Source organism: Microcoleus sp. A003_D6, from assembly GCF_036702825.1.
Taxonomy (GTDB): domain Bacteria; phylum Cyanobacteriota; class Cyanobacteriia; order Cyanobacteriales; family Microcoleaceae; genus Microcoleus.
Map to the genome: position 1 here is coordinate 130,581 of NZ_JAUBWA010000002.1, position 20,001 is coordinate 150,581.

Sequence of the window (20,001 nt, forward strand, 5' to 3'; positions counted from 1 at the left end):
GCCTGTTCTTGAGAATGGTGCAACATCTCAGTTAAATCCGTTACCCAATCTGTTGCCGAAATTCTCTCTGCTATATGTTAAGAATAACCGAAATAAAACTCCCCCTAGATCATCCTCAAGATGCGATCGTCAGCGCCATTCTCAAAAAGCTGCAAATTCCCCCCGAAGAATTGCTCGGCTATTCCATCTGCAAGCGCAGCTACGATGCTCGTAAAAAAGCAGAAATCCTCCTTGTCTATATTGTCGATGTAGAGACGACACAGGAAAAGCAACTTCTCCAACGCTTCAAAAAAGACCCTCATGTGATGGTAACACCAGACACGAGTTATCGCTTTGTAGCCCAAGCACCCACCAATTTGACGATTCGCCGTCCCATTGTGATTGGCACAGGGCCTTGCGGGATGTTTGCAGGTCTGATGCTGGCACAAATGGGGTTTCGCCCTATCCTTTTAGAACGCGGAAAAGCTGTGCGCGATCGCACGGTTGATACTTTTGGATTTTGGAAGAAAAAAGCAGAATTCAATCCAGAATCTAACGCCCAGTTTGGCGAAGGTGGTGCGGGTACTTTTTCCGATGGCAAACTATACAGCCAAGTTAAAGATCCTCAGCATTATGGACGGAAAGTGTTGGCGGAACTTGTGAATGCGGGAGCTTCACCGGAAATTTTATATATTAATAAGCCGCATATTGGCACGTTCAAACTGGTGGGAATTGTCCAAAGTATTCGCGCCCAAATAGAATCATTAGGCGGAGAAATTCGGTTTCAAACTCGTGTAGAAGATATCCACATCGAAAATGGAAAAGTGCAGGGAGTTACCCTCGCGAATGGAGAATATATTGCTACTAATTATATAGTTCTGGCGGTGGGACACAGCGCCCGCGATACTTTTGAAATGTTGTTTTCGCGCGGGGTTTACATCGAAGCAAAACCTTTTTCTATTGGTTTTCGGGTGGAACATCCCCAAACTATCATCGATCGCTGTCGTTTTGGCGATCGGGCTGGCCACAAGCTTTTGGGCGCGGCCGATTACAAACTGGTTCACCATTGCGAAAATGGTCGTTCTGTGTACAGTTTCTGTATGTGTCCCGGTGGTTTGGTAGTAGCGGCTGCGTCAGAACCGGGGCGACTTGTTACTAATGGGATGAGTCAATATTCTCGCAATGAACGCAATGCTAACAGCGGGATTGTTGTGGGGATTACGCCGGAGGATTATCCGGGTCATCCTTTGGCGGGAATTGAGTTTCAACGTCGCTTAGAAGAACGGGCATTTGAGTTAGGAGGTGGCACTTACAGCGCCCCTGGGCAGCTTGTGGGGGATTTTTTGGCGAATCGCCCTTCCACGGTGCTAGGCGCTGTGCAGCCCTCTTATACGCCGGGAGTTGTGATGACTGATTTGAGCGAAAGTTTGCCAGATTATGCGATCGCAGCTATCCGCGAAGCACTTCCGGCTTTTGACAAACAGATTAAAGGATTTGCGATGGATGATGCGGTTTTGACTGGGGTGGAAACGCGCACTTCTTCACCGATTCGGATTAAACGCAAGGAAGATTATCAAAGTTTAAATACAGAAGGTCTTTATCCTGCTGGGGAAGGTGCGGGATATGCGGGTGGAATCCTGTCGGCGGGGATTGATGGGATTAAGGTGGCGGAGGCGGTTGCTTTGAGTATTTTGCAATCTTCAAATCACAAAGTTTGAGGCGGCATTAGACTTATTGCATAAATCTTTGATAGAGCCGGTAAACCGCAGATGTAAGGCAGATTGACGCTGATTAACGCAGATAATTTGAAGTCCGATCGCACAACCACAATAAAATAAATTGATTCGATCGTTTGGACTTTAGTCAAGCGTGATGGATGAGGACTAAAGTCCGATGCTGCGAACCTTTTCAAACAGCAGCTAAGCGCGATCGAATTTCCGTATCGGTATACTCAGGCGTCCAGCCGACTGTCGTGGTAAAATAGCGCACCGCTTTAATTTTCCGCGCTGCTGTCAAATAAAACCAGTGTTCTGTATTCGCCGGCACGTTGATAAATTCTTCCGGCTGCACTGTGAGTTCGACTTGGCTGCCGTCGGGCCGCACGAAGCCAAAAATTCCCTCGCCTGCTACGATATAGCGGACTTCATCCTCGGCGTGGATGTGGCATTTGTTGAATTTGGACAGCATGGTGTCGAGGTTGGGAATGTCTGGGTGCAGTACGATTAAGTCTCGCGATTGATAGCCTGCGGTTTCCTGGAGTTGTTGAAAGTAGCCGTCGAGGGCTTGCAGCAGTTGTTCTTTTTGATTGTCGTCAATAGCATCTTTGGCTAGCAATTCCCGAATTTCAGCGCTGTCACCCACGGGCCAGCGGTTGAGTTGAATGTTTAAAGGAGCGAGTTCGCGCGCAATGTCGCTTAATTGAGTGTAGGTTGTACCGTTTTCGAGTTGCAGGATAGCCATTTTTGCACGTTCCAATTTTTGGGTGAGGCGATACACAGGCACTTTGATAGATGTTTGTCGATCGCACTTGTACCAGAATCACAATTTTAACGCTAATTTGAACAGGCAAGATGCCTGTTCCACAATTTGAACAGGCAAGATGCCTGTTCCACAATTTGAACAGGCAAGATGCCTGTTCCACAATTTGAACAGGCAAGATGCCTGTTCCACAAGAGTTCAATATTTGTCACAATAATATTGATAAGTCAGGCGTCAGCTAGCACCCGCAGCGATCGGCCATACTGATATCTTAAATGTAACTTTTGCAACAACTATGCCTACTTATACTGGAATTTCTAGCGAAGCATTTCAGCATCCCCTCGATCGGCAAGCCGAAGCAGCATTGCGGAGCGTACCTGGATTTGACTTAATTGCCAGCAAATTTGTAGAATTTGTCTACGAACGACCGCAATTCGTTTACCTAATGGGAAATAGCATTCAAGTCGGCCCGCGCCAATATGCCAGCATTTATCATATATTTCGGGAGTGCGTGCAGGCTTTAGATGTTTTTCCAGAACCGGGTTTGTTTGTTTCTCAAAATCCCTCAGTTAACAGTTATGCCTTGGGGAAAAACCAGCCTTATGTAGTATTAAACACTGGTCTTTTAGACTTGTTGGAAGAGGCGGAAATTAGGGTAGTCTTGGCTCACGAGTTGGGACACATTAAATGCGGTCATCCAACTTTAAATCAAATGGCGATGTGGGCGATGAGCGTTGCATCGACAATTGGCGAGATGACTTTCGGGCTGGGAAATATGGTCGGCAGCGGTTTAATTTACGCTTTTTACGAGTGGCGGCGCAAGGCTGAATTGTCGGCAGACCGGGCGGCTTTGTTGGTGACGGATGACTTGAACAGTGTGATGAATACGATGATGAAACTTGCGGGAGTTAGCAGTAAATATGCTAGCGAATGCAGTTTGCAAGAATTTATCCGCCAGTCTGATAACTATCAAGAGCTCGATCGAGACAATCTCAACCAAGTGTATAAATTTTTACTTTACAACGGCGGCCAAGGCGTGATGCTGAGTCACCCTTTCCCGGTGGAACGGCTGAGGTATTTGCGAGACTGGGCAAGTTCTGAGGAATACCGCCAAATTAAGCTGGGGAACTACAAGCGGGCTGTAGCTGAAGGTGCGGTTGATGTGCAGTCCCAAGCGCCTAACAGCGAGACGGAGGCTTTGCGCCGTCAGATTGAAGAGTTGCAGCGGGAGATCGATCGGCGCAAATCGCAGTGAAATGTCAGTTTCTCGTCACTAGGAAGAGTTTAGTAACCAGAACCGTAGGGACACGACATTGCCGTGTCCCTACTTTTCAGAATTGGTATTATTTGGGAAATTTAGCGGATTTGCGGCAGGGAGGAAGGTAAAAGGAAGGTGGGGAAGACAGAGACTTACTCGCAACTCGCCTCCAATCTAAAAACTGTCCTCTCCTTTCGGAAATCTGTTTCTGAGAAGGTGTAGTTTAAATCAAGAGAAGCTTATAAATCAACGGGGCTAAAAAAAATGATTATTGATAAACCAATGAATGCTAACAAGTCAACCTCTAATTTTTTCGGCAATGTGGGAAAAGTTGCGATCGCCCTGACTCTTCTAGCCGCCGGTATGGGATTTACAAATCCTGGGAGAGACAAATACCTAACTTATGCTTCCGGCGTACTCCAAACCGAGTTGGAAAGCACTGTGTGCAAGGATTCTCGCGTGCCGAAAGCTTTGAGTGGCGTTGCAGATACTTTGATCGGCAGTTGCAAGAATTTACTGACTTCGCAGCGGGACACGATCGAAAGCTTGCTCGACAATACAACGCAGCGTCAAAATTTAGGTGTGGTCAGTATTTACACAACTGAATTAGGTCAAAAAAGCTATCAAACTGTTGGAGCTTTTGGTAACTTTGTTACCTTGCCACCTAGTTCGGAAAACCCTCAAAACTAATGTCAAATTAAGTTTAATTGTAGAAACCGGGTTTTGTAGAAAGCCCGGTTTTTGCTCAGTAATTCTCTCTAATAAAATGTAAATAAATTCGGATACAGGCCGGAGATATTTTTAATCAAGCCCGGTATCAAAACCATAATATTAAGTTTTATTAAAAATAAAAAGTTATCGTGCCACTTAATATTAACATGAACATTAAAGTTTAATTTTTAACAAATAAGCAGATGGCAATGCAATTAAGTAAGGGTGAAAGATTTAATATCTCTCAAGAAGCGCCTGGTTTAAAAAAAATGGCGATCGCCCTCGGTTGGCAGGTGACAGAGGCAGGACAAAGCTACGAGATTGATGTCTCTGCGTTTATGCTAGGTGCTGACGGCAAAATACCTAACGATAAATATTTTATCTTTTACAATAATCTGCAATCCTATGACAGTTCGGTACTGCAATCGATTCCTGAAAAAAACAACCCAGGTCAAGAGAATAAGACGATTTACGGCGTTATCTTAGAAAGAGTTAATCCTGAAATTGAGGAAATAACTTTTGTTGTCACTATTGACGAAGCCGATAAAATTAATGCAAGTTTTAGCAATATCAAGAATGCTTTTATCAAAATTAGCAATTTGGATACAGGAAGCGAACTTGTTCGGTATGAATTAAAAGAAAAATTTTCGGGAGAGACGGCTGTAGAATTTGGTCGTTTGTATAGAAAGAATGGAGAGTGGAGATTTCAGGCGGTAGGAGCAGGATATCAGGCAGGATTGCAGAGTTTTGTTGATAAGTATTGCAGCTAAAGTAGTAATAATATTTCTGAATTATATCAAATCCGTTGACATCGGAATTATTCATCTTTCTCTTCTCTTGCTTTGCGTCAAGAGCGGTTTAATCGTATGGTAAGGTGCGTCGCAATCGAGAATCTACAAAGAAAGAGTGAACATCTGATAGCGACGCACCCTACAGTCAACTATCATTATCGAGGGCCGCGCATTTTTCAGAGTAATTTATCGAATCAAAGTAGTTTTTGATGAGAAAATCTAAGTTATAAAAATCATGCCCTCCCCAACCTTGGCTCCATCCTCGCGCCCCCTGTATAAGCCCGTTTCTCCATTGGTAAAGTTCATAAACTTCTTGAGGTAAACGAAATGGTAATACTCTCACCTTTTATTCAATTTCCCAAAAACTTAGTCCGGGTTGTAAAAGAGAAGCTATTGGTGCATCATATTTTTGCATCCCCTTTAAGATGCGCTCCAATGCGTTTGTTAATACTACCATGATAAAAACCCTTTGATAAAATATAGGTAAAGATTATTTAGTGACTGCTAAGCTTATCTTTACTCTATTTTAAATCAATCCGTTCAAGTTGTTAATCTCTGTTAAAATATCTCCAATCATCCATCTGTTCGGGATTGTACTTTTGGAAAATTTCCTCAGCTTTTTCTGAATTGTCATCGTCCTCTACATAAGAATAACCAGATTCTTCATCAAAATACATATAATAAACCCCCGTTTCATAACATTCCCAAGTGCTTAATATTAAGCTAGTTAAACTAGCAGCATACATTCTAGGAGCTTCTCCGACATATACGCACCAAACTGGAGATTTGTTTGCTGAATCGCCAATGACATAATAGAAATTTTTCCCGTCTCCATGAAAAAGAGGAAGTATATGGCTAGAAGAAGAAATCTTGTTTCCTCTCATCCATTCGCCATAGCAAGTGTTTTCAATAGCTTTCTCCAAGGGTTCTAAAAATAAAGAAGGTGTTAGCGCAATCTCTCCATTGCAGTAGTGGTAAATTTCTCGTACTTCCCACGGAAGAATTAAGGGAAGAGATTGTTCAATTTCTTGCTCGGTCAAATTTGTAGTATGAAAAAGCAAGGGAAGATTTTGAGTTATTTTTTCAATTTCTTGGTCGGTCAAACCCGGGCGTAACTCAGCAATTGATTCAGGGTCATTAACTCGCAGCCAATCAACAATTTTTTCCAGAGTTTGTGTGAGTATAGACATACAGCAGTTCCCGCTCTTATGAGGTACAGTAGCAGCAATTAACTTTCCCAATTTCTTAAAAGTTGAGGATTAATTAAGTGTACCGCATTACAGCGGGAACCGCTGTATTACTAATGAGTTGGTAACGGAACTTACTTAGATGACAAAATCTGCTGGTAAGCATCGATGGTTTGTCGGGCGATCGCCTCCCAGTTATAATACTTTCTCGCATACTCTTTGCCGTTCAATCCCCGCCGCTTGCGTTCCTGTGGGTTCAGAAGTGCTGATTTGATTGAATTGGCGATCGCCCCTACTTCCAAAGGCCCCACCCAACCAGCCTCTGCTTGCTGTATGTCTTCCGCAATATGTATGCGATCGGAAATGGCGACAGGTACACCCGCGACCATCGCTTCTGCTACAGCAATGCCAAAGTTTTCGTAATAAGAAGGCAATACAAATAAGTCTGCTTTTGTCAATAGTTCAACTTTTGGATCGCCACTAACAAAGCCAGTGATTGTTGTGTATTTTGCTAAGCTGGAATTATGAATTTGTACTTTAATTTGTGTTTCATAATCAGCATCTTGGGGATTTGAACCAGCTAAAATAAAGTGAAACTCTATCCCCGAGCCTAAAATACTTTCTAAAGCTGGAATTAGCAAATTAAGCCCTTTTTTAGGTTCAATTCGCGACATAAATAAAATGATTGGCACTTGAGATTCTCGCAATCTCTTAGGAAAGAAACCTGCTGTCACCCCCAATGGAATCACCAAATCCCGTGGCACAGGCATCTTGCCTGTGAAGTCCAAATCCCGTGGCACAGGCATCTTGCCTGTCCTACCCAAACCAAATCTTTCTGAGATTTTAGCCTCTTCTTTACTTGTGAAATGAATTGCGGCAGCGCCTGCTAAATTAGGGCCTTCTAAAAGCGTGGCATAAATCTGTTTCAAGCGCTTTTTTTTCTGCAAATCGGCGGGGTCAAGCATACCGCAGGGACGCATAATATATGGCAACTTGTGATATCTAGCAATTGTAGCAGCGAGGGTAGTTACTGGCGAAAAAAGAGCGTGAATGTGAGCCAGGTCAAATTGTCGCGCATTTTCATTTAACCACTGCAATAACGAGAGTGAAAATTTATATCGGCGCCAGGGATAACAGCGGAAATAAATAATCTGATAACCGTTTTGTTGTATTGGTTGATTTAGAGGAACATCTAAAGGAAGTTGACCGATATCTCCGTTAGAATCTGTGGTGATAATGGTGACATCAATGTTTTTTGCTGCGAGGGCCGCAGAAAGTCCGAGTACCATTTGACTTGGGCCGCCGTATACCAAGGAAATTGAGGGGATAATTTGGAGAATCCGCATCAGGGATAGTTATTTAAATCCACATACCAACATCTCCCATTACAAATTTAATTATCTGCAAAAGGCTGCCCGTCTAGCTGTTCAGCTTCCTCTCTCTTTGTTGCTGTAATTTGGGTATTGTGAGCCATTGTCTTGGAAAATTCATACATTTCACTGGCTTTTGCTTCCGCAGCTTTCACAATTTCAAGGATTTCCAGGAGTAGGCTTTCATCTGGTAATTGTTTCATGGCAATGCTTCTAATCTCTCAACTACTTTGTCAATCATAATTCTCGATTCAGGAGCCATCTGTAGCAAGGCTGCTAAATAATCTCCTGCTTTTTGAACATCTTCATCGGGCACACCAGCCATTAATACATTGCCCACAATGTGCTCGGCTTGTAAGCGAGTACCTGCTACGTTGAATTGAAAATTGGTGATGGAAGAAAAATATTGCATCAGTATTTCATTCTGGGGAAAAAGAGACATTGCTCTTCTAAGTGCAAAAAGTCCCTGCGTTGCTTGGCGTTCGGTATCGTGTAGCACCTGGTAGAGTTCGTCTACCAAAGGTCGTATGTCGGAAGGAATAGACATTTACCACAGTTTTTATTTAACACTTGCATTATACTGCTACAAGTTACAACAATTCTTTGTAAAATTCCAACAACTGCTCCGCTAAAGCTTGATTTGTATAATTGCTCATCGCTCTATGATAACCCCGATCGCCCAAATCAGCAGCCAACTCCCGCCGCTCCATCAATTGCTGCAAACACTCTCGCAAAACCCCTGCATTTCCTTCGGGGAATACCAACCCCGCATCGCCGATGACGTGCGGAATTTCCCCGCAGTCGGAACCAATAACCGGAATTTGACAGGCCATCGCTTCGATTAAAACATGACCGAATTGTTCTTTCCAGCCCACAGCGGTCAAAGTTTTGAATTTATAGCTGGTTTGCGAGGGCAATACCAAACAATTCATTAAGTTAATGTAGGGGGGTATTTCCTCGTGGGAAACGCTTTCTACCCAGATTATTCGGTCGCTAATTCCCCATTCAATACATTTTTCGGCGAGTTGCGTCCGCAATTTTCCTTGTCCTACTAACAGCCACTTCCAAGAGCTTTTTTTCAATCCTGCCAAAGCAGAAGCTAAAGTTAACAGTCCTTTTTCTTCTACAAACCGCCCTACAAATCCTACCACAAAATCGGTCGGTTGAATGCCGAACCTGCGCGATAAATCAGCGTCTTTACCGCTGCGGCGAAACAAAGTTTCATCTACTCCGAGTTGTGGCATTACTTTCACCGCACCTTGATAGCCCCGCTGCCGCAAAATTTTAGCTCCATCTAGGTTGCCTGCAATAATTCCGTCTGTGTGCTGAAGATTGTAATTTTCTAAGACTGAAACAGGCCAATTCAATTTATAAGGCAGATTCCACCAGGTAAATAATATATTTTTTGCTTTTAATTTGAGCAGTTTATTTAGTAAAATTAACTGAGCGCAAGCGATAGATTTTGAACCTTGTTCGACTTGGATAATCTGCGGTCTAAATTTTTGCAAAAGTTCAATTAAATCTGTGCCAAAAGTCAGCAATCCTTGGTTGTTTTGGCTAAAGTTGGAGACTGGGACTACTTTAAATGAGCCTTCTTGATAGAATTGCGTTTCTATAGTTTTATTTTGTATGCCTCCGGGTTTCCAACGCTGCGGCACTACAACTGTTACTTCAATATCGGGTTCTAGGTTTGCTAATATCTTGAATTTTTCCCGATTTATTTCCACAATATAGGTGTGGCTGGCAACGAGGATTCTCATTTATTGGGAATGGGGAATGGGGAATAGGGAATGGGGAATGGGGCATGGGGAATGGGGCATGGGGAATGGGGCATTGGGCATTGGGAATTGGGAATAACAATTATTGAGCGTTAATCTTGTCTTGATGGCTATAACTTTGTCCATCATTCCACAGAGATTGAATTAATGTATTGATGGCACTGATAAAACCGAGGAGATAAAAAGTAAATCGAACGATTATTTTAATGGGCGATCGGCTTTTATAGCAAGGTGGATTTCCCAAAACGTGGCAGTCAAAGAGTTTGGCGAAAAATCGCAGGCATTCAAAGGCTGTTAAATTTTTCAATCCCATCAGGAAATGGTTGTGATAAAATGTGATTTGATATTCGATCGATCGCGTGCTGACATCGTGACACCCGCCGCTCTCTTCCCCCAAGTGAACTAAACAGGCATTGGGATCGTACCAAATTTTCATGCCAGTCGATCGCAATCTCAAACAAAAATCCGACTCCTCCCGCACCGCACTGCCTGCAAACCGCTCGTCAAACCTCAGCCCGCACTCGACAAAAACTGAGGAGCGAAATGACATATTGCAGCCTCTAGCCGAGAGCACCTGCTGCGGTTTTACTGTATGCACCAAATCGATAAAATACCACGCAATGCCCGCATCCATCGCTTCTGAGGGCAAATATTCGATCGCCAAATCGCCTCCAGAAAGATCCAATTTCATTCTGTCAAAAACCCTGCCCGCCACACATCCCACATCGGGTTTTTCTAAATAGTTGCCAGCGTGAGCCGCCAAAAAACCATCTGGCAATTTTACATCATCATCAATAAATAAAATAATCTCTCCAACTGCGCGCCGCACTGCATAATTTCGAGCTCCCGGCAAACTCGCCCAATCTACCCGAAACCACCGAATTTGGCCAGCATTTGCCAATTCCTCTAAATAAACTTGAGTTTCCGAGTCGTGGGTGCGAGTTTGATCGATTACCAGCACTTCAAAATTTGGGTAATTTTGCCGGATCGCGTCAGCCAATGTCTCTCGCAGAGGTTGCTCGCGGTTGTAGGTGGGTATCACAACAGAAATCATCATCACACAATTGAGTGAAAATAAAGTTAAGGGCAGGCAGGATGCCGGCCCCACTCGTTATTTTTGGAGAAGTTGATTAAAACTCGAAATTAATAGTTAGAAATTTTGATTTCTGAATTTTGAATTAAAGGATTTAAACTCAAAACTCAAAACTCAAAATTCAAAAGTTTTAGCAATTCCCCATTTCCATCAGATAGCTATGTGCTGCTGAACGGCTAAAACTAAATTTTCAGTCCAGAAATTAGCCAATTCGGCGCTGGCCGCTTCCACCATAACTCGAATTAGCGGTTCAGTGCCAGAAGCGCGAACCAAAATCCGTCCCTGTTCGCCCATTGCTGTTGTAGCACGTTCGATCGCACTTTGCATTGCCTCGCACTCGTGCCATTTCAGGCGTTTTTCGCGATCGTCCACCCGAATATTTCGCAGCAACTGCGGATAAGTTTGGAAACTGCCGCTTACCAATTGTGCTAAAGATTCCCCGGACTGGCGCACCAGCGAAGCCATATGCAAAGCTGTCAGCAAACCGTCGCCGCTGATACCGTAATGCGGACAAAGAATGTGTCCCGACTGTTCGCCGCCCAACATCGCACCGGTGCGCTGCATTTCAGCGTGAACGTACTGATCTCCCACGTTCGTTCTAGTTAGTTTGCCGCCCAATTCTTCCCAAGCTCGCTCGAAGCCGAGGTTAGCCATTACAGTAGAAATAATTAAATTGGACGGTAACTGTTGGGAGTCGCGCAACTGCCGGCCCCACAGATAAAGAATGTAATCGCCGTCAATCGATCGACCTTTGTTGTCAACACCCAAAACTCGATCGGCATCGCCGTCAAAAGCAAATCCCAAATCGGCATCGTGTTCCAAAACCGCCGCTTGCAAACTGTCGAGATGAGTAGAACCGCAGTTAACATTAATGCGAGATCCATCAGGAGAGTCGTGCAAACAGATCACATCCGCACCCATTTGCGCGAAAACCGCCGGCGCCAAACCCGCAGCCGCCCCCCAAGCCAAATCCAAAACTATCCGCATTCCCTCCAAATTCATCTGTTGCAGCGAATCACAGAGGGAAGTGGCATAATCTTTAACCAACTCAGACCGATGGTAGTGGTGTCCCCAAGCCAAGCTAGCAACCGGAACCTTTGCCCCCCGGATTCCCGCTTCGATTTGTTCCTGCAACTGCTGCGACAGCTTCGACCCGTTCGATCCGAAAAATTTAATGCCGTTGTCTTCTGGGGGATTGTGAGAAGCCGAAATCATCACTCCGCCGACCGACTCCGAAATGCTTGCCAGATAAGCAACGCAGGGAGTGGGACACAATCCCAAATTCCACACTTCCAAACCGGCGGCTGTCAAACCCGCTGACAGTGCCATTGCCAGCATATCGCTGGAATTCCTGCTGTCTTGCCCCAAAATCACAGGCCCCTGGTTGGGGGAATGTTGGCGTAGAACTTGTCCAGCCCAGAAGCCCACTTGCAGGGCTAGGGGTGCATTCAGCAATTCTCCAACTTTCCCGCGAATGCCGTCTGTGCCGAAGAGTTTGGTATTTGGCAGGGAGAGGCTATCTCCCAGCAGAATCGTATCCCGTTTGGCTGGCTGTACCGAGTTAACAGCCGGAAACTCGCTGCCACGAGGGCGCGAAGGTGTCTGAACCATATTCACTCCTTTAGGAATATTCACACTCACACTTTGGGTTCATGTTACAACTGAAAGTCTTTATTTTCAGCGTAAACTACATTTATTTCGTCGATTGCTCAAGCAACTTGCTCTGACAACCTACGCACAAAGCTTAACTTCATCGGAAAAATTTGTATTGTACTCAAGGGAAAAACTTGGAGTCCGGGCGCGCCAACAGCCAACAGATAAGACGGCGGTTGAAACCGCGTCTACACAAACGAAGTCCGCCTCCGCAGCCAACAGATAAGACGGCGGTTGAAACCGCGTCTACACAAACGAAGTCCGCCTCCGCGGCCAACAGATAAGACGGCGGTTGAAACCGCGTCTACACAAACGAAGTCCGCCTCCGCGGACTGAAGAAAAGAACATAAAATGTAATTTTCACTGCCCGTTCTTCAACCCGCGGAGGCGGGTTTTGTTTGTATAGACGCGGTTTCAACCGCCCGGTCTTCTTATCCGAACCGTATTGGGGTATAGAAGGTTAATGCTGTATTGCCGTATACTTTCTGGCGGCAAATTTCTAGACCGGAAATCGCTTGTGCCGATCGCTCCGGGCTGTGTTCGATCGCGATTTCCCCGTCAGGTGCTAGCATTTCTTGGCTGGCGATCGTGTTTAACACAGGTTCGTACAAGTCGCTGGCGTAGGGCGGATCGAAGTAAATGCGATCGAACTGCTGCCCCGCTAGTGCCGCCAATTTCGCCGTCGCGTTTCCCCGCAGTATTTGGAATGTTTGGGACGAGTCTGCTATTTTCTCCCAGTTTTCGCGGATAATCGCACAAGCTTTCGCCGACTGTTCGATGCCGGTGACACTCGCGGCTTGACGACACAAAGCTTCTGCACCCATCGAACCGCTGCCGGTACAAATGTCAAGCCATCTGCAATTTGCGATCGTCCCTTGCCAAATATTAAATAATGCTTCTCTGACTCGCGAAGGTGTAGGGCGAGTTGCGAGTCCCGGCAGGGTTTTGATTTGGCGATTACCACTGATTCTTAAACTCATTTAGGAAGAAGGAAGAAGGAAGAAGGAAGAGGGAAGAAGGATGAAGGAAGTTCGGCAACGGATTCTGTAACGGATGTAACGGATGTAACGGATGTAACGGATGTCAGGAAGAAGGAAGAGGCAAGAAGGAAGAAGGAATAAGACTTTTAAAAGTGTCAAACCCGGTTTCGGCAATCTACCGGGTTTTTCAATATTCAGGCCATCTAAGCAGGTACTTTTTCCCTCACCAGACTGACAAAATTTGACAGCATTTGCAATCCCGTACTCGAAGACTTTTCCGGGTGAAATTGCACGGCCATCAGATTGTCTTTAGCTATAGCCGCCGTCACGTTTTGACTGCCGTGAGTCACAATTGCCGATCGCACTTCCAACTCCACCGGATCGACATAATAAGAATGCACGAAATAAACCCAAGGATCGGACGGTAAATTTTGCCACAGCGGCAAATTCGGCTGAGTAAATTGCAATTGATTCCATCCCATGTGGGGAATTGTCAAACCCGGTTCCGACGCAAATCGGCGCACTTTTCCCGCAATAACCCCCAATCCCGGTTCTACGCCTTCTTCGGAACTTTCAAACAGAATTTGCAAACCCAAACAAATGCCTAAAAAAGGTTTTCCCGAGGCGATCGCACTTTTTATCGGTTCTATCAAATGGCGCGATCGTAAATTCTGCATTGCCGGGTCAAACGAACCAACTCCCGGCAAAACCACCGCATCAGCCTGCTCGATTATAGCAGGAGAATCTGTAATTTTTGGCACTGCACCCACATTTTCTAAGCCTTTACAGACCGAGTGCAGATTGCCCATGTCATAGTCCACTACTGCAATGACAGACATTGACTTACTTGCCTTATATTATCAATATCAGTATTATTGCATACAATTAGTTAGTAGTCATCAGTCATCAGTCATCAGTCAGATTAATTTTCAATTTCTTATTTCCCAATTCGAGGTTCGTAGGGGCGGGTTCACCCATATCTCTGCCGTAAAACCCGAGAATTCAGAAACCCGCCCCAACCCACCGACAATATTTTATGCACGTTAATTTACCGCAAATGATATGAATACCAAAATCCTGCTGACCTCATTTGACACTTGGCTGCCGCATCAGCAATCCAACTCTTCGGACGACTTATTAGCCAAGATTTCCCAGATAAAATCTTTGCCTGATTCTCTGACTTTTTTGAGGAAATTGCCAGTAGATTTTCAGGAAGCGCCGAATTTGGCGATCGCCCAAATCAACCAACTCCAACCAGATATAATTATCTGCTGCGGCATGGCAGAAAGCAGACAAAAATTAACCATAGAATCCTGCGCTTGCTGCGATACAGATATGCTAAAAACAGCAGTTAATCTCGAACCGCTAGTCGCTGATTTAGCCGCCACAGAAATCAGTCACGAAGCCGGGAAATATGTTTGTGAAGCCCTCTATTATGCAATTTTAAAGCATATTTGCGATGATCAACTTACCACTAAATGTATTTTCGTCCACGTCCCCATTTTAACTTCCGAAAACACCGACAAGATTGTCGCCGATTTTTTATTAATTATGCACCGCCTAACTACACGCAAGGATTAGAAACCGGGGTTCTTTCTACGAATATTTTTCGTTACTCATCGCCAAAACTCATAGAAACCCAGTTTTTGAGGTCGATCGCGAAAACTGTATGTCAAAAAATAATCTAACTCTTGTGGGGTGGGCTTCTAGCCCGCCCCGAATATGCAGTTTATTTGCGCAACAGCTTACCAATTGCCAAGTCTTTAACCGCCGTAATTCCAACCAGTGGTTTCTAACAGCAACGGAGAACCCTCGCGGTGAACCCCTGCACCGATAACTTCTCCCACATAAACCGTGTGATCCCCGTGTTCCACAGCGCCGACAACTTTGCACTCGATGTAACCCAGAGAATCCGAGATAATCGGACAACCAGTTTCCTCGCCGGGATAAAATTCTACATCTTCAAATTTATTGCCAACGCGGCGCTGCGGCTTGAAGAATTTCTGGGCTAAGTCTTTTTGCCCTGCTTCTAGGAAACTCAAAGCAAAGACACCGCTGGCTTCGATCATGGCGTGGGATTTAGAGTCTTGCTTGACGCAGTTGACAACTAAGGGAGGGGTAAAGGAAGATTGCATCACCCAGCTAGCGGTGAAACCGTTGACTTCCTCCCCGTCTTTGACACCGCAGATGTACAATCCGTGAGGGATTTTCCGCAAGATGGTCTTTTTAGCTTGTTCGTCTAGCACGGGCTTACCTGTTCGATCGATAATTCTACACCGCTCAGTTTACCAATGTCGGGCCAACAAACTTACCTATCTTAAGGGCTATTCGCTAATATTGCCTTTTTCGATCCCAAACTTGACACCAGTTTTAAGTGAAAAGTAACAACTCACAACTACTATGAAACTCCATACTTTTTAAACCAATCTTGCATCCGTTTCCAAGCATCCTCAGCTTCTTTTTCCCGGTAACTGGGGCGATAGTCGGCGTTAAAACCGTGCGGCGCATCTGGATAAAGCACGATTTCGGAACCGCTGCTGCCAGTTTTGAGAACTTCCTGCATTTTCTCGACTGTATCGTTGGGAATTGAGGTGTCTTTGTCGCCGTAAAGCCCCAATACAGGCACTTTCAAAGTTGCTGCAATGTCGATCGGCTGTTTGGGAGTTAAAGCCGTAGAATCGCCAACCAAACGCCCGTACCAAGCCGCGCCAGCTTTGACTTTTGGGTTGTGGGAAGAGTACAGCCAAACAATTCTGCCACCCCAGCAAAATCCTGTAATTCCCAACTTATTAGTATTGCCTTTTCCTGACTTTTGTGCCCATTCTACGGTAGCATCTAAATCGGACATAACTTGAGCGTCAGGAACTTTCGAGACAACTTTACTAATAATTTCTTGGATGTCGGTGATTTTAGAAACATCACCTTGACGGGCAAACATTTCTGGGGCGATCGCCAAATAGCCTAATTTAGCAAAACGGCGGCAAATATCTTGAAGGTGTGCGTGAACTCCGAAGATTTCTTGAATTACTAAAACTACTGGAAAATTGCTGCCGCTGGCTGGCACGGCTCTGTATGCTGGAATTGAGCCGTCTTTGACCGGAATTTTTACCTCACCTGCTATTAAACCAGCAGCATCCGTATTGATAACGGCAGCGGCAATAGGATGAACTGCTAAAGCAAATCCGGCGCTTAATGCGGTGACAGTGATAAATTGTCTGCGAGTTAAATCAGTCATGGCGATTTTAGATTTTAGATTTTAGATTTTAGATTGGGGAATTGAGAATTGGGAATTGGGAATTGGTAATTGGTTATTTCATAATTGCTCCTTCTTCCCTCTTCCTTCTTCCTTCTTCCTTCTTCCTTCTTCCTTCGAGGGTCGGAACAGCCGATCGTGCTCTGGATGGTACAAGCGCGATCGTCCTTCTGCTGATTTTCCCAACGCCGGACTAATAACATACATTGTCGTTCTGATCAAATTATTTTCGCGGGTAGCAACTGCCATTTTGTCAAGGGGAACTAGCACAATTTTTTCATCGGGCCAGCCCAACCGATAACAAATCGCTACAGGCAAATCCGATGGGTAATGTTCCATCAATTTAGCTTGAGCTTGTTCGACATGGCGGGCGCTCAAATACAGGCACAAACTTGCTTGATGAGTCGCTAAACTCGCCAATTCTTCGCGTTCCGGTACTTCGGTTCTGCCGCTAATCCGCGTCAAAATAATTGTCTGCACAACTCCGGGAACTGTCAACTCAATTTTAAGTTTAGCTGCCGCAAGTTGGAAAGCGCTAATTCCCGGAATTACCTCAAAAGCAATTCCCTCAAAGGCCAAAGCTTGCATTTGTTCGCCGACGGCCCCGTAGAGACAGGGATCGCCGGAATGGAGGCGGACGACGCTTTTTCCGCCGCGCACTCGTTCCACCATCAAAGGTACAATCTCTTCGAGGGTCTTATCGGCAGTTTGGATAACTTCAGCATCCGCGCGTACCCCCTGCAAAATTTGCTCTGGAACTAGCGAATCAGCAAATAATATAACATCAGCAGCAGCCAGTAATTTTTGAGCCTTAACGGTCAACAAATCCGGGTCTCCCGGGCCTGCACCTACAATGTATACCCCTGGAATTAGGGCTTCAATCTCTGTCAAACTCATGGCTGCTAAAAAATTTTCTAAATTTACGGGCGCTTCCGGATGAACCTATTTTGGTTGGAAGTAAGGGATGGTAGATGCACCCTGGTTTTGAACCCTAGAGACTAACCTCTCTGGGGTTTTTTATTGATCCTCTGGCAATTTCGGAGCGATCTTTGCCCGATCGCTATTGGGGGAGACAACATCGGGCAAAGGTCGATCGAGCAAATAAAGCCAAGCTAACCCGCCCAACCCTAAAACAATCCCAGTCAAGCTTACCATTTGCGCCGTCCGCAGCGGCCCGAACATCAAACTATCAGTTCGCAACCCTTCAATCCAGACTCTACCGGAACTGTAAGCTGCGATATAAACCAAAAATAAAGCACCAGTTTTTAAGCGAATTTTGCCCTGCAAATCGCGGAAAAACAAAGTCAGAAGCAACCCAAATACTGTCAAATTCCACAGGGATTCGTAGAGAAATGTGGGGTGGAAGTATTCAAAATTAGCGTAGGCGGGCGGGCGGCTGTTTGGGGGAATATAGAGTTTCCAAGGCAAATCCGTAGGACTGCCAAAAGCTTCCGAGTTAAAGAAATTTCCCCAGCGTCCCATCGCCTGACCGAGAATTGCCGAAGGCGCGATTAAATCTGCCAATTGCCAAAAAGAAACTCGCTGGATTTTTGCAAAAATTAAAGCTGCGATTATTCCCCCCAAAATCGCGCCGTGAATAGCAATTCCGCCTTTCCAAATTGCAATAATATCTTCAGGCCTCTGGGCGTATTGCGGCCACTCGAAAGCCACGTAGTAAATTCGAGCGCAGGGAATAGCGCCCAGAACCAGCCAAATTGCCAAATCACCCAACAATTCGGGGTTGACGCGGCGTTTTTGGGCCAAGTATTGGGACAGACTGACCCCAATCAAGACGGCAGAAGCTATTAACAGCCCGTACCAGCGAATTGCTACGGGGCCGAGTTGAAAGATAATTGGGCCCGGCGATGTAAATTGAAACCCCAAGGGCAGCGCAAGAATATTTAGCACCATAAAAGTTGCATTAATTGTGATGAAAAGCTGTCAAATTTGCATACCCTTTTACAAACACAGAGTTTATTTTAGGTGGCTGCGGTCATTTACACGCAATATTTGGGGAATTTTGCCAAAAATTAACTTTGTTGCGGACAGATAGGACGTACGGTTGAAACCGCGTCTACACGAACGAAGACGGCGGTTGAAACCGCGTCTACACGAACGAAGACGGCGGTTGAAACCGCGTCTACACAAACGAAGTCCGCCTCCGCGGACTGAAGAAAATAACCCAATTTTAACCGCCCGGTCTTCAACCCACGGAGGTGGGTTTTGTCTGTATAGACGCGGTTTCAACCGCCCGGTCTTCTTGAGGAGGATTAACGGCCGCTTTGGTCGAGAAGTTTTAATATAGAAGGTGGCTTTAAATTTTCTGATGACCTATGTCTCCTACTTCCGTTTCTCAGGTGTACTCTTCTGGTAATTCCAAGGGTGCGAATCAGTCTCGCAAGACTGCTGCTTTGGCTGTTGAGTCTGGTAAAATTCCGCCCTTGCTGGGGGCGAGTTTAGCTGAGTTAACGGAGTGGGTGCAGCAGCAGGGACAACCGGCTTATCGGGGAAAGCAGTTGTACCAGTGGATTTATGAGAAAGGTGCGCGATCGATCTCTGACATTTCTGTATTCTCGAAACAGTGGCGCGAGACTGTTGCTAAAATTCCGATCGGGCGATCGACTATTCACTATCGATCGGTCGCACCGGATGCCACAGTAAAGTATCTCCTAAAATTAGCAGACGGTCAAATTATTGAAACCGTCGGCATTCCCACCGAAAAACGGCTGACTGTGTGCGTCTCAGCCCAAGTTGGCTGCGCGATGGGATGCGACTTTTGCGCTACGGGGAAAGGCGGTTTCAAGCGCAATTTAGAAGTAAACGAAATCGTCGATCAAGTCTTGACTGTACAGCAAGATTTCGGCCGCCGAGTCAGCCACATCGTATTTATGGGCATGGGCGAACCGCTGCTGAATTTCGATAATGTTGTAGCTGCTGTCAAGTGTTTGAATCAAGACGTAGGAATTGGACAGCGAAACATCACCATTTCCACAGTTGGAATTCGCAATCGCATCAGCCAACTAGCCGAACATCAACTGCAAGTTACCCTCGCCGTCAGCCTCCACGCTTCCAATCAAAGATTGCGCGAAGAGTTGATTCCCAGCGCCCGCCCTTATCCTTTGGGTGAGTTAATCGCAGAATGTCGGGAATATGTGCGATCGACCGGCCGCAGATTAAGCTTTGAATACGTGCTTTTAGCAAATGTAAATGACTTGCCGGAACACGCAGCCGAGTTAGCAACTCACCTGCGCGGTTTTCAGTGTCATGTCAATTTAATTCCCTACAATCCGATTCAGGAAGCTGAATATCAGCGACCGACTCCCAATCGAATTAACAGTTTTGTATCGGCTTTGAAGGAAAAGAAAATTGCAGTTAGCGTGCGGTATTCTCGCGGCTTAGAAGCAGATGCTGCCTGCGGACAATTGCGGGCATCCGAGGTTGAGAATTAGATTGTTTTCGGCAAAACAATT

The 20,001-nt window shown here is 45.4% G+C and carries 20 protein-coding genes; 6 read left to right on the top strand and 14 right to left on the bottom strand.

All coding sequences use genetic code 11. The annotated features are described in order from the left end of the window. The first annotated feature begins 74 nt into the window (after positions 1 to 74). Positions 75 to 1,697, top strand: a complete 1,623-nt coding sequence (locus QUB70_RS01360) for an NAD(P)/FAD-dependent oxidoreductase (RefSeq protein WP_332977939.1) — start codon at positions 75 to 77, stop codon at positions 1,695 to 1,697. 190 nt (positions 1,698 to 1,887) lie between these two features. Here the strand turns inward: QUB70_RS01360 and QUB70_RS01365 are convergent, their stop codons facing one another. Continuing rightward, on the bottom strand, positions 1,888 to 2,439 hold the full coding sequence (locus QUB70_RS01365; RefSeq protein WP_332977940.1) for a 1,2-dihydroxy-3-keto-5-methylthiopentene dioxygenase: 552 nt from the start codon (positions 2,437 to 2,439) through the stop codon (positions 1,888 to 1,890). Positions 2,440 to 2,752: 313 nt separating this feature from the next. Between QUB70_RS01365 and QUB70_RS01370 the strand changes: the two genes are divergently transcribed. The 3 genes from QUB70_RS01370 (at position 2,753) to QUB70_RS01380 (ending at position 5,196) form a co-directional block, all read left to right on the top strand. Then, entirely contained in the window at positions 2,753 to 3,712 is a 960-nt protein-coding gene (locus QUB70_RS01370) for a M48 family metallopeptidase (protein WP_332977941.1), read from the top strand. A 267-nt stretch (positions 3,713 to 3,979) separates the two neighbouring features. Beyond that, positions 3,980 to 4,405, top strand: coding sequence for a DUF4359 domain-containing protein (locus tag QUB70_RS01375; RefSeq protein WP_332977942.1), 426 nt, complete (start codon positions 3,980 to 3,982; stop codon positions 4,403 to 4,405). A 230-nt stretch (positions 4,406 to 4,635) separates the two neighbouring features. Continuing rightward, positions 4,636 to 5,196, top strand: a complete 561-nt coding sequence (locus QUB70_RS01380) for a TerD family protein (protein ID WP_332977943.1) — start codon at positions 4,636 to 4,638, stop codon at positions 5,194 to 5,196. A gap of 569 nt (positions 5,197 to 5,765) precedes the next feature. Here the strand turns inward: QUB70_RS01380 and QUB70_RS01385 are convergent. From QUB70_RS01385 to hisH, 9 genes are all read right to left on the bottom strand, one after another. Then, positions 5,766 to 6,407, bottom strand: a complete 642-nt coding sequence (locus QUB70_RS01385; RefSeq protein ID WP_332977944.1) for a hypothetical protein — start codon at positions 6,405 to 6,407, stop codon at positions 5,766 to 5,768. 131 nt (positions 6,408 to 6,538) lie between these two features. Continuing rightward, complete coding sequence (gene hpsP / locus QUB70_RS01390; protein ID WP_332977945.1) at positions 6,539 to 7,750, bottom strand: hormogonium polysaccharide biosynthesis glycosyltransferase HpsP; 1,212 nt, start codon at positions 7,748 to 7,750, stop codon at positions 6,539 to 6,541. A gap of 47 nt (positions 7,751 to 7,797) precedes the next feature. Further along, positions 7,798 to 7,977 (bottom strand): hypothetical protein, encoded by a 180-nt coding sequence (locus QUB70_RS01395; protein WP_332977946.1) that lies wholly within the window; start codon positions 7,975 to 7,977, stop codon positions 7,798 to 7,800. Next, positions 7,974 to 8,321: a hypothetical protein gene (locus tag QUB70_RS01400; RefSeq protein WP_332977947.1), complete on the bottom strand. Its 348-nt coding sequence runs from the start codon at positions 8,319 to 8,321 to the stop codon at positions 7,974 to 7,976. Before QUB70_RS01400 ends, QUB70_RS01395 begins: the two co-directional genes overlap by 4 nt. Positions 8,322 to 8,364: 43 nt before the next feature. Further along, complete coding sequence (gene hpsO, locus QUB70_RS01405; protein WP_332977948.1) at positions 8,365 to 9,534, bottom strand: hormogonium polysaccharide biosynthesis glycosyltransferase HpsO; 1,170 nt, start codon at positions 9,532 to 9,534, stop codon at positions 8,365 to 8,367. A 100-nt stretch (positions 9,535 to 9,634) separates the two neighbouring features. After that, on the bottom strand, positions 9,635 to 10,609 hold the full coding sequence (gene hpsN / locus QUB70_RS01410) for a hormogonium polysaccharide biosynthesis glycosyltransferase HpsN (protein ID WP_332977949.1): 975 nt from the start codon (positions 10,607 to 10,609) through the stop codon (positions 9,635 to 9,637). A 186-nt stretch (positions 10,610 to 10,795) separates the two neighbouring features. Then, on the bottom strand, positions 10,796 to 12,256 hold the full coding sequence (gene glmM, locus QUB70_RS01415; RefSeq protein ID WP_332977991.1) for a phosphoglucosamine mutase: 1,461 nt from the start codon (positions 12,254 to 12,256) through the stop codon (positions 10,796 to 10,798). A 473-nt stretch (positions 12,257 to 12,729) separates the two neighbouring features. Continuing rightward, positions 12,730 to 13,278 (bottom strand): 16S rRNA (guanine(966)-N(2))-methyltransferase RsmD, encoded by a 549-nt coding sequence (rsmD, locus tag QUB70_RS01420; protein ID WP_332977950.1) that lies wholly within the window; start codon positions 13,276 to 13,278, stop codon positions 12,730 to 12,732. A gap of 203 nt (positions 13,279 to 13,481) precedes the next feature. Then, positions 13,482 to 14,117, bottom strand: coding sequence for an imidazole glycerol phosphate synthase subunit HisH (gene hisH, locus QUB70_RS01425; protein ID WP_332977951.1), 636 nt, complete (start codon positions 14,115 to 14,117; stop codon positions 13,482 to 13,484). Between the two features lie 223 nt (positions 14,118 to 14,340). On the opposite strand from hisH, the gene QUB70_RS01430 reads away from it, so the two are divergent. Continuing rightward, complete coding sequence (locus tag QUB70_RS01430; RefSeq protein ID WP_332977952.1) at positions 14,341 to 14,859, top strand: pyroglutamyl-peptidase I family protein; 519 nt, start codon at positions 14,341 to 14,343, stop codon at positions 14,857 to 14,859. A gap of 182 nt (positions 14,860 to 15,041) precedes the next feature. Here the strand turns inward: QUB70_RS01430 and QUB70_RS01435 are convergent, their stop codons facing one another. The 4 genes from QUB70_RS01435 to lgt form a co-directional block, all read right to left on the bottom strand. Next, positions 15,042 to 15,524: a flavin reductase family protein gene (locus QUB70_RS01435; protein WP_332977953.1), complete on the bottom strand. Its 483-nt coding sequence runs from the start codon at positions 15,522 to 15,524 to the stop codon at positions 15,042 to 15,044. A gap of 152 nt (positions 15,525 to 15,676) precedes the next feature. Beyond that, entirely contained in the window at positions 15,677 to 16,513 is an 837-nt protein-coding gene (locus QUB70_RS01440; protein WP_332977954.1) for a dienelactone hydrolase family protein, read from the bottom strand. Positions 16,514 to 16,591: 78 nt separating this feature from the next. Next, complete coding sequence (gene cobM / locus QUB70_RS01445; RefSeq protein ID WP_332977955.1) at positions 16,592 to 17,428, bottom strand: precorrin-4 C(11)-methyltransferase; 837 nt, start codon at positions 17,426 to 17,428, stop codon at positions 16,592 to 16,594. A 120-nt stretch (positions 17,429 to 17,548) separates the two neighbouring features. Then, complete coding sequence (lgt, locus tag QUB70_RS01450) at positions 17,549 to 18,442, bottom strand: prolipoprotein diacylglyceryl transferase (RefSeq protein WP_332977956.1); 894 nt, start codon at positions 18,440 to 18,442, stop codon at positions 17,549 to 17,551. 422 nt (positions 18,443 to 18,864) lie between these two features. Between lgt and rlmN the strand changes: the two genes are divergently transcribed. Then, on the top strand, positions 18,865 to 19,980 hold the full coding sequence (gene rlmN / locus QUB70_RS01455) for a 23S rRNA (adenine(2503)-C(2))-methyltransferase RlmN (protein WP_332977957.1): 1,116 nt from the start codon (positions 18,865 to 18,867) through the stop codon (positions 19,978 to 19,980). Positions 19,981 to 20,001 lie beyond the last annotated feature (21 nt).

Excerpts from the sequence above, each read along its gene's own strand:
- QUB70_RS01395 (WP_332977946.1), bottom strand. The coding sequence starts at position 7,977 with ATGAAACAATTACCAGATGAAAGCCTACTCCTGGAAATCCTTGAAATT.
- hisH (WP_332977951.1), bottom strand. The coding sequence starts at position 14,117 with ATGTCTGTCATTGCAGTAGTGGACTATGACATGGGCAATCTGCACTCG.
- QUB70_RS01385 (WP_332977944.1), bottom strand. The coding sequence starts at position 6,407 with ATGTCTATACTCACACAAACTCTGGAAAAAATTGTTGATTGGCTGCGA.
- QUB70_RS01375 (WP_332977942.1), top strand. The coding sequence starts at position 3,980 with ATGATTATTGATAAACCAATGAATGCTAACAAGTCAACCTCTAATTTT.
- cobM (WP_332977955.1), bottom strand. The coding sequence starts at position 17,428 with ATGAGTTTGACAGAGATTGAAGCCCTAATTCCAGGGGTATACATTGTA.
- hpsN (WP_332977949.1), bottom strand. The coding sequence starts at position 10,609 with ATGATGATTTCTGTTGTGATACCCACCTACAACCGCGAGCAACCTCTG.
- lgt (WP_332977956.1), bottom strand. The coding sequence starts at position 18,442 with ATGGTGCTAAATATTCTTGCGCTGCCCTTGGGGTTTCAATTTACATCG.
- hpsO (WP_332977948.1), bottom strand. The coding sequence starts at position 9,534 with ATGAGAATCCTCGTTGCCAGCCACACCTATATTGTGGAAATAAATCGG.
- hpsP (WP_332977945.1), bottom strand. The coding sequence starts at position 7,750 with ATGCGGATTCTCCAAATTATCCCCTCAATTTCCTTGGTATACGGCGGC.
- rlmN (WP_332977957.1), top strand. The coding sequence starts at position 18,865 with ATGTCTCCTACTTCCGTTTCTCAGGTGTACTCTTCTGGTAATTCCAAG.
- QUB70_RS01365 (WP_332977940.1), bottom strand. The coding sequence starts at position 2,439 with ATGGCTATCCTGCAACTCGAAAACGGTACAACCTACACTCAATTAAGC.
- QUB70_RS01430 (WP_332977952.1), top strand. The coding sequence starts at position 14,341 with ATGAATACCAAAATCCTGCTGACCTCATTTGACACTTGGCTGCCGCAT.
- QUB70_RS01440 (WP_332977954.1), bottom strand. The coding sequence starts at position 16,513 with ATGACTGATTTAACTCGCAGACAATTTATCACTGTCACCGCATTAAGC.
- QUB70_RS01380 (WP_332977943.1), top strand. The coding sequence starts at position 4,636 with ATGCAATTAAGTAAGGGTGAAAGATTTAATATCTCTCAAGAAGCGCCT.
- QUB70_RS01360 (WP_332977939.1), top strand. The coding sequence starts at position 75 with ATGTTAAGAATAACCGAAATAAAACTCCCCCTAGATCATCCTCAAGAT.
- glmM (WP_332977991.1), bottom strand. The coding sequence starts at position 12,256 with ATGGTTCAGACACCTTCGCGCCCTCGTGGCAGCGAGTTTCCGGCTGTT.
- rsmD (WP_332977950.1), bottom strand. The coding sequence starts at position 13,278 with ATGAGTTTAAGAATCAGTGGTAATCGCCAAATCAAAACCCTGCCGGGA.
- QUB70_RS01370 (WP_332977941.1), top strand. The coding sequence starts at position 2,753 with ATGCCTACTTATACTGGAATTTCTAGCGAAGCATTTCAGCATCCCCTC.
- QUB70_RS01400 (WP_332977947.1), bottom strand. The coding sequence starts at position 8,321 with ATGTCTATTCCTTCCGACATACGACCTTTGGTAGACGAACTCTACCAG.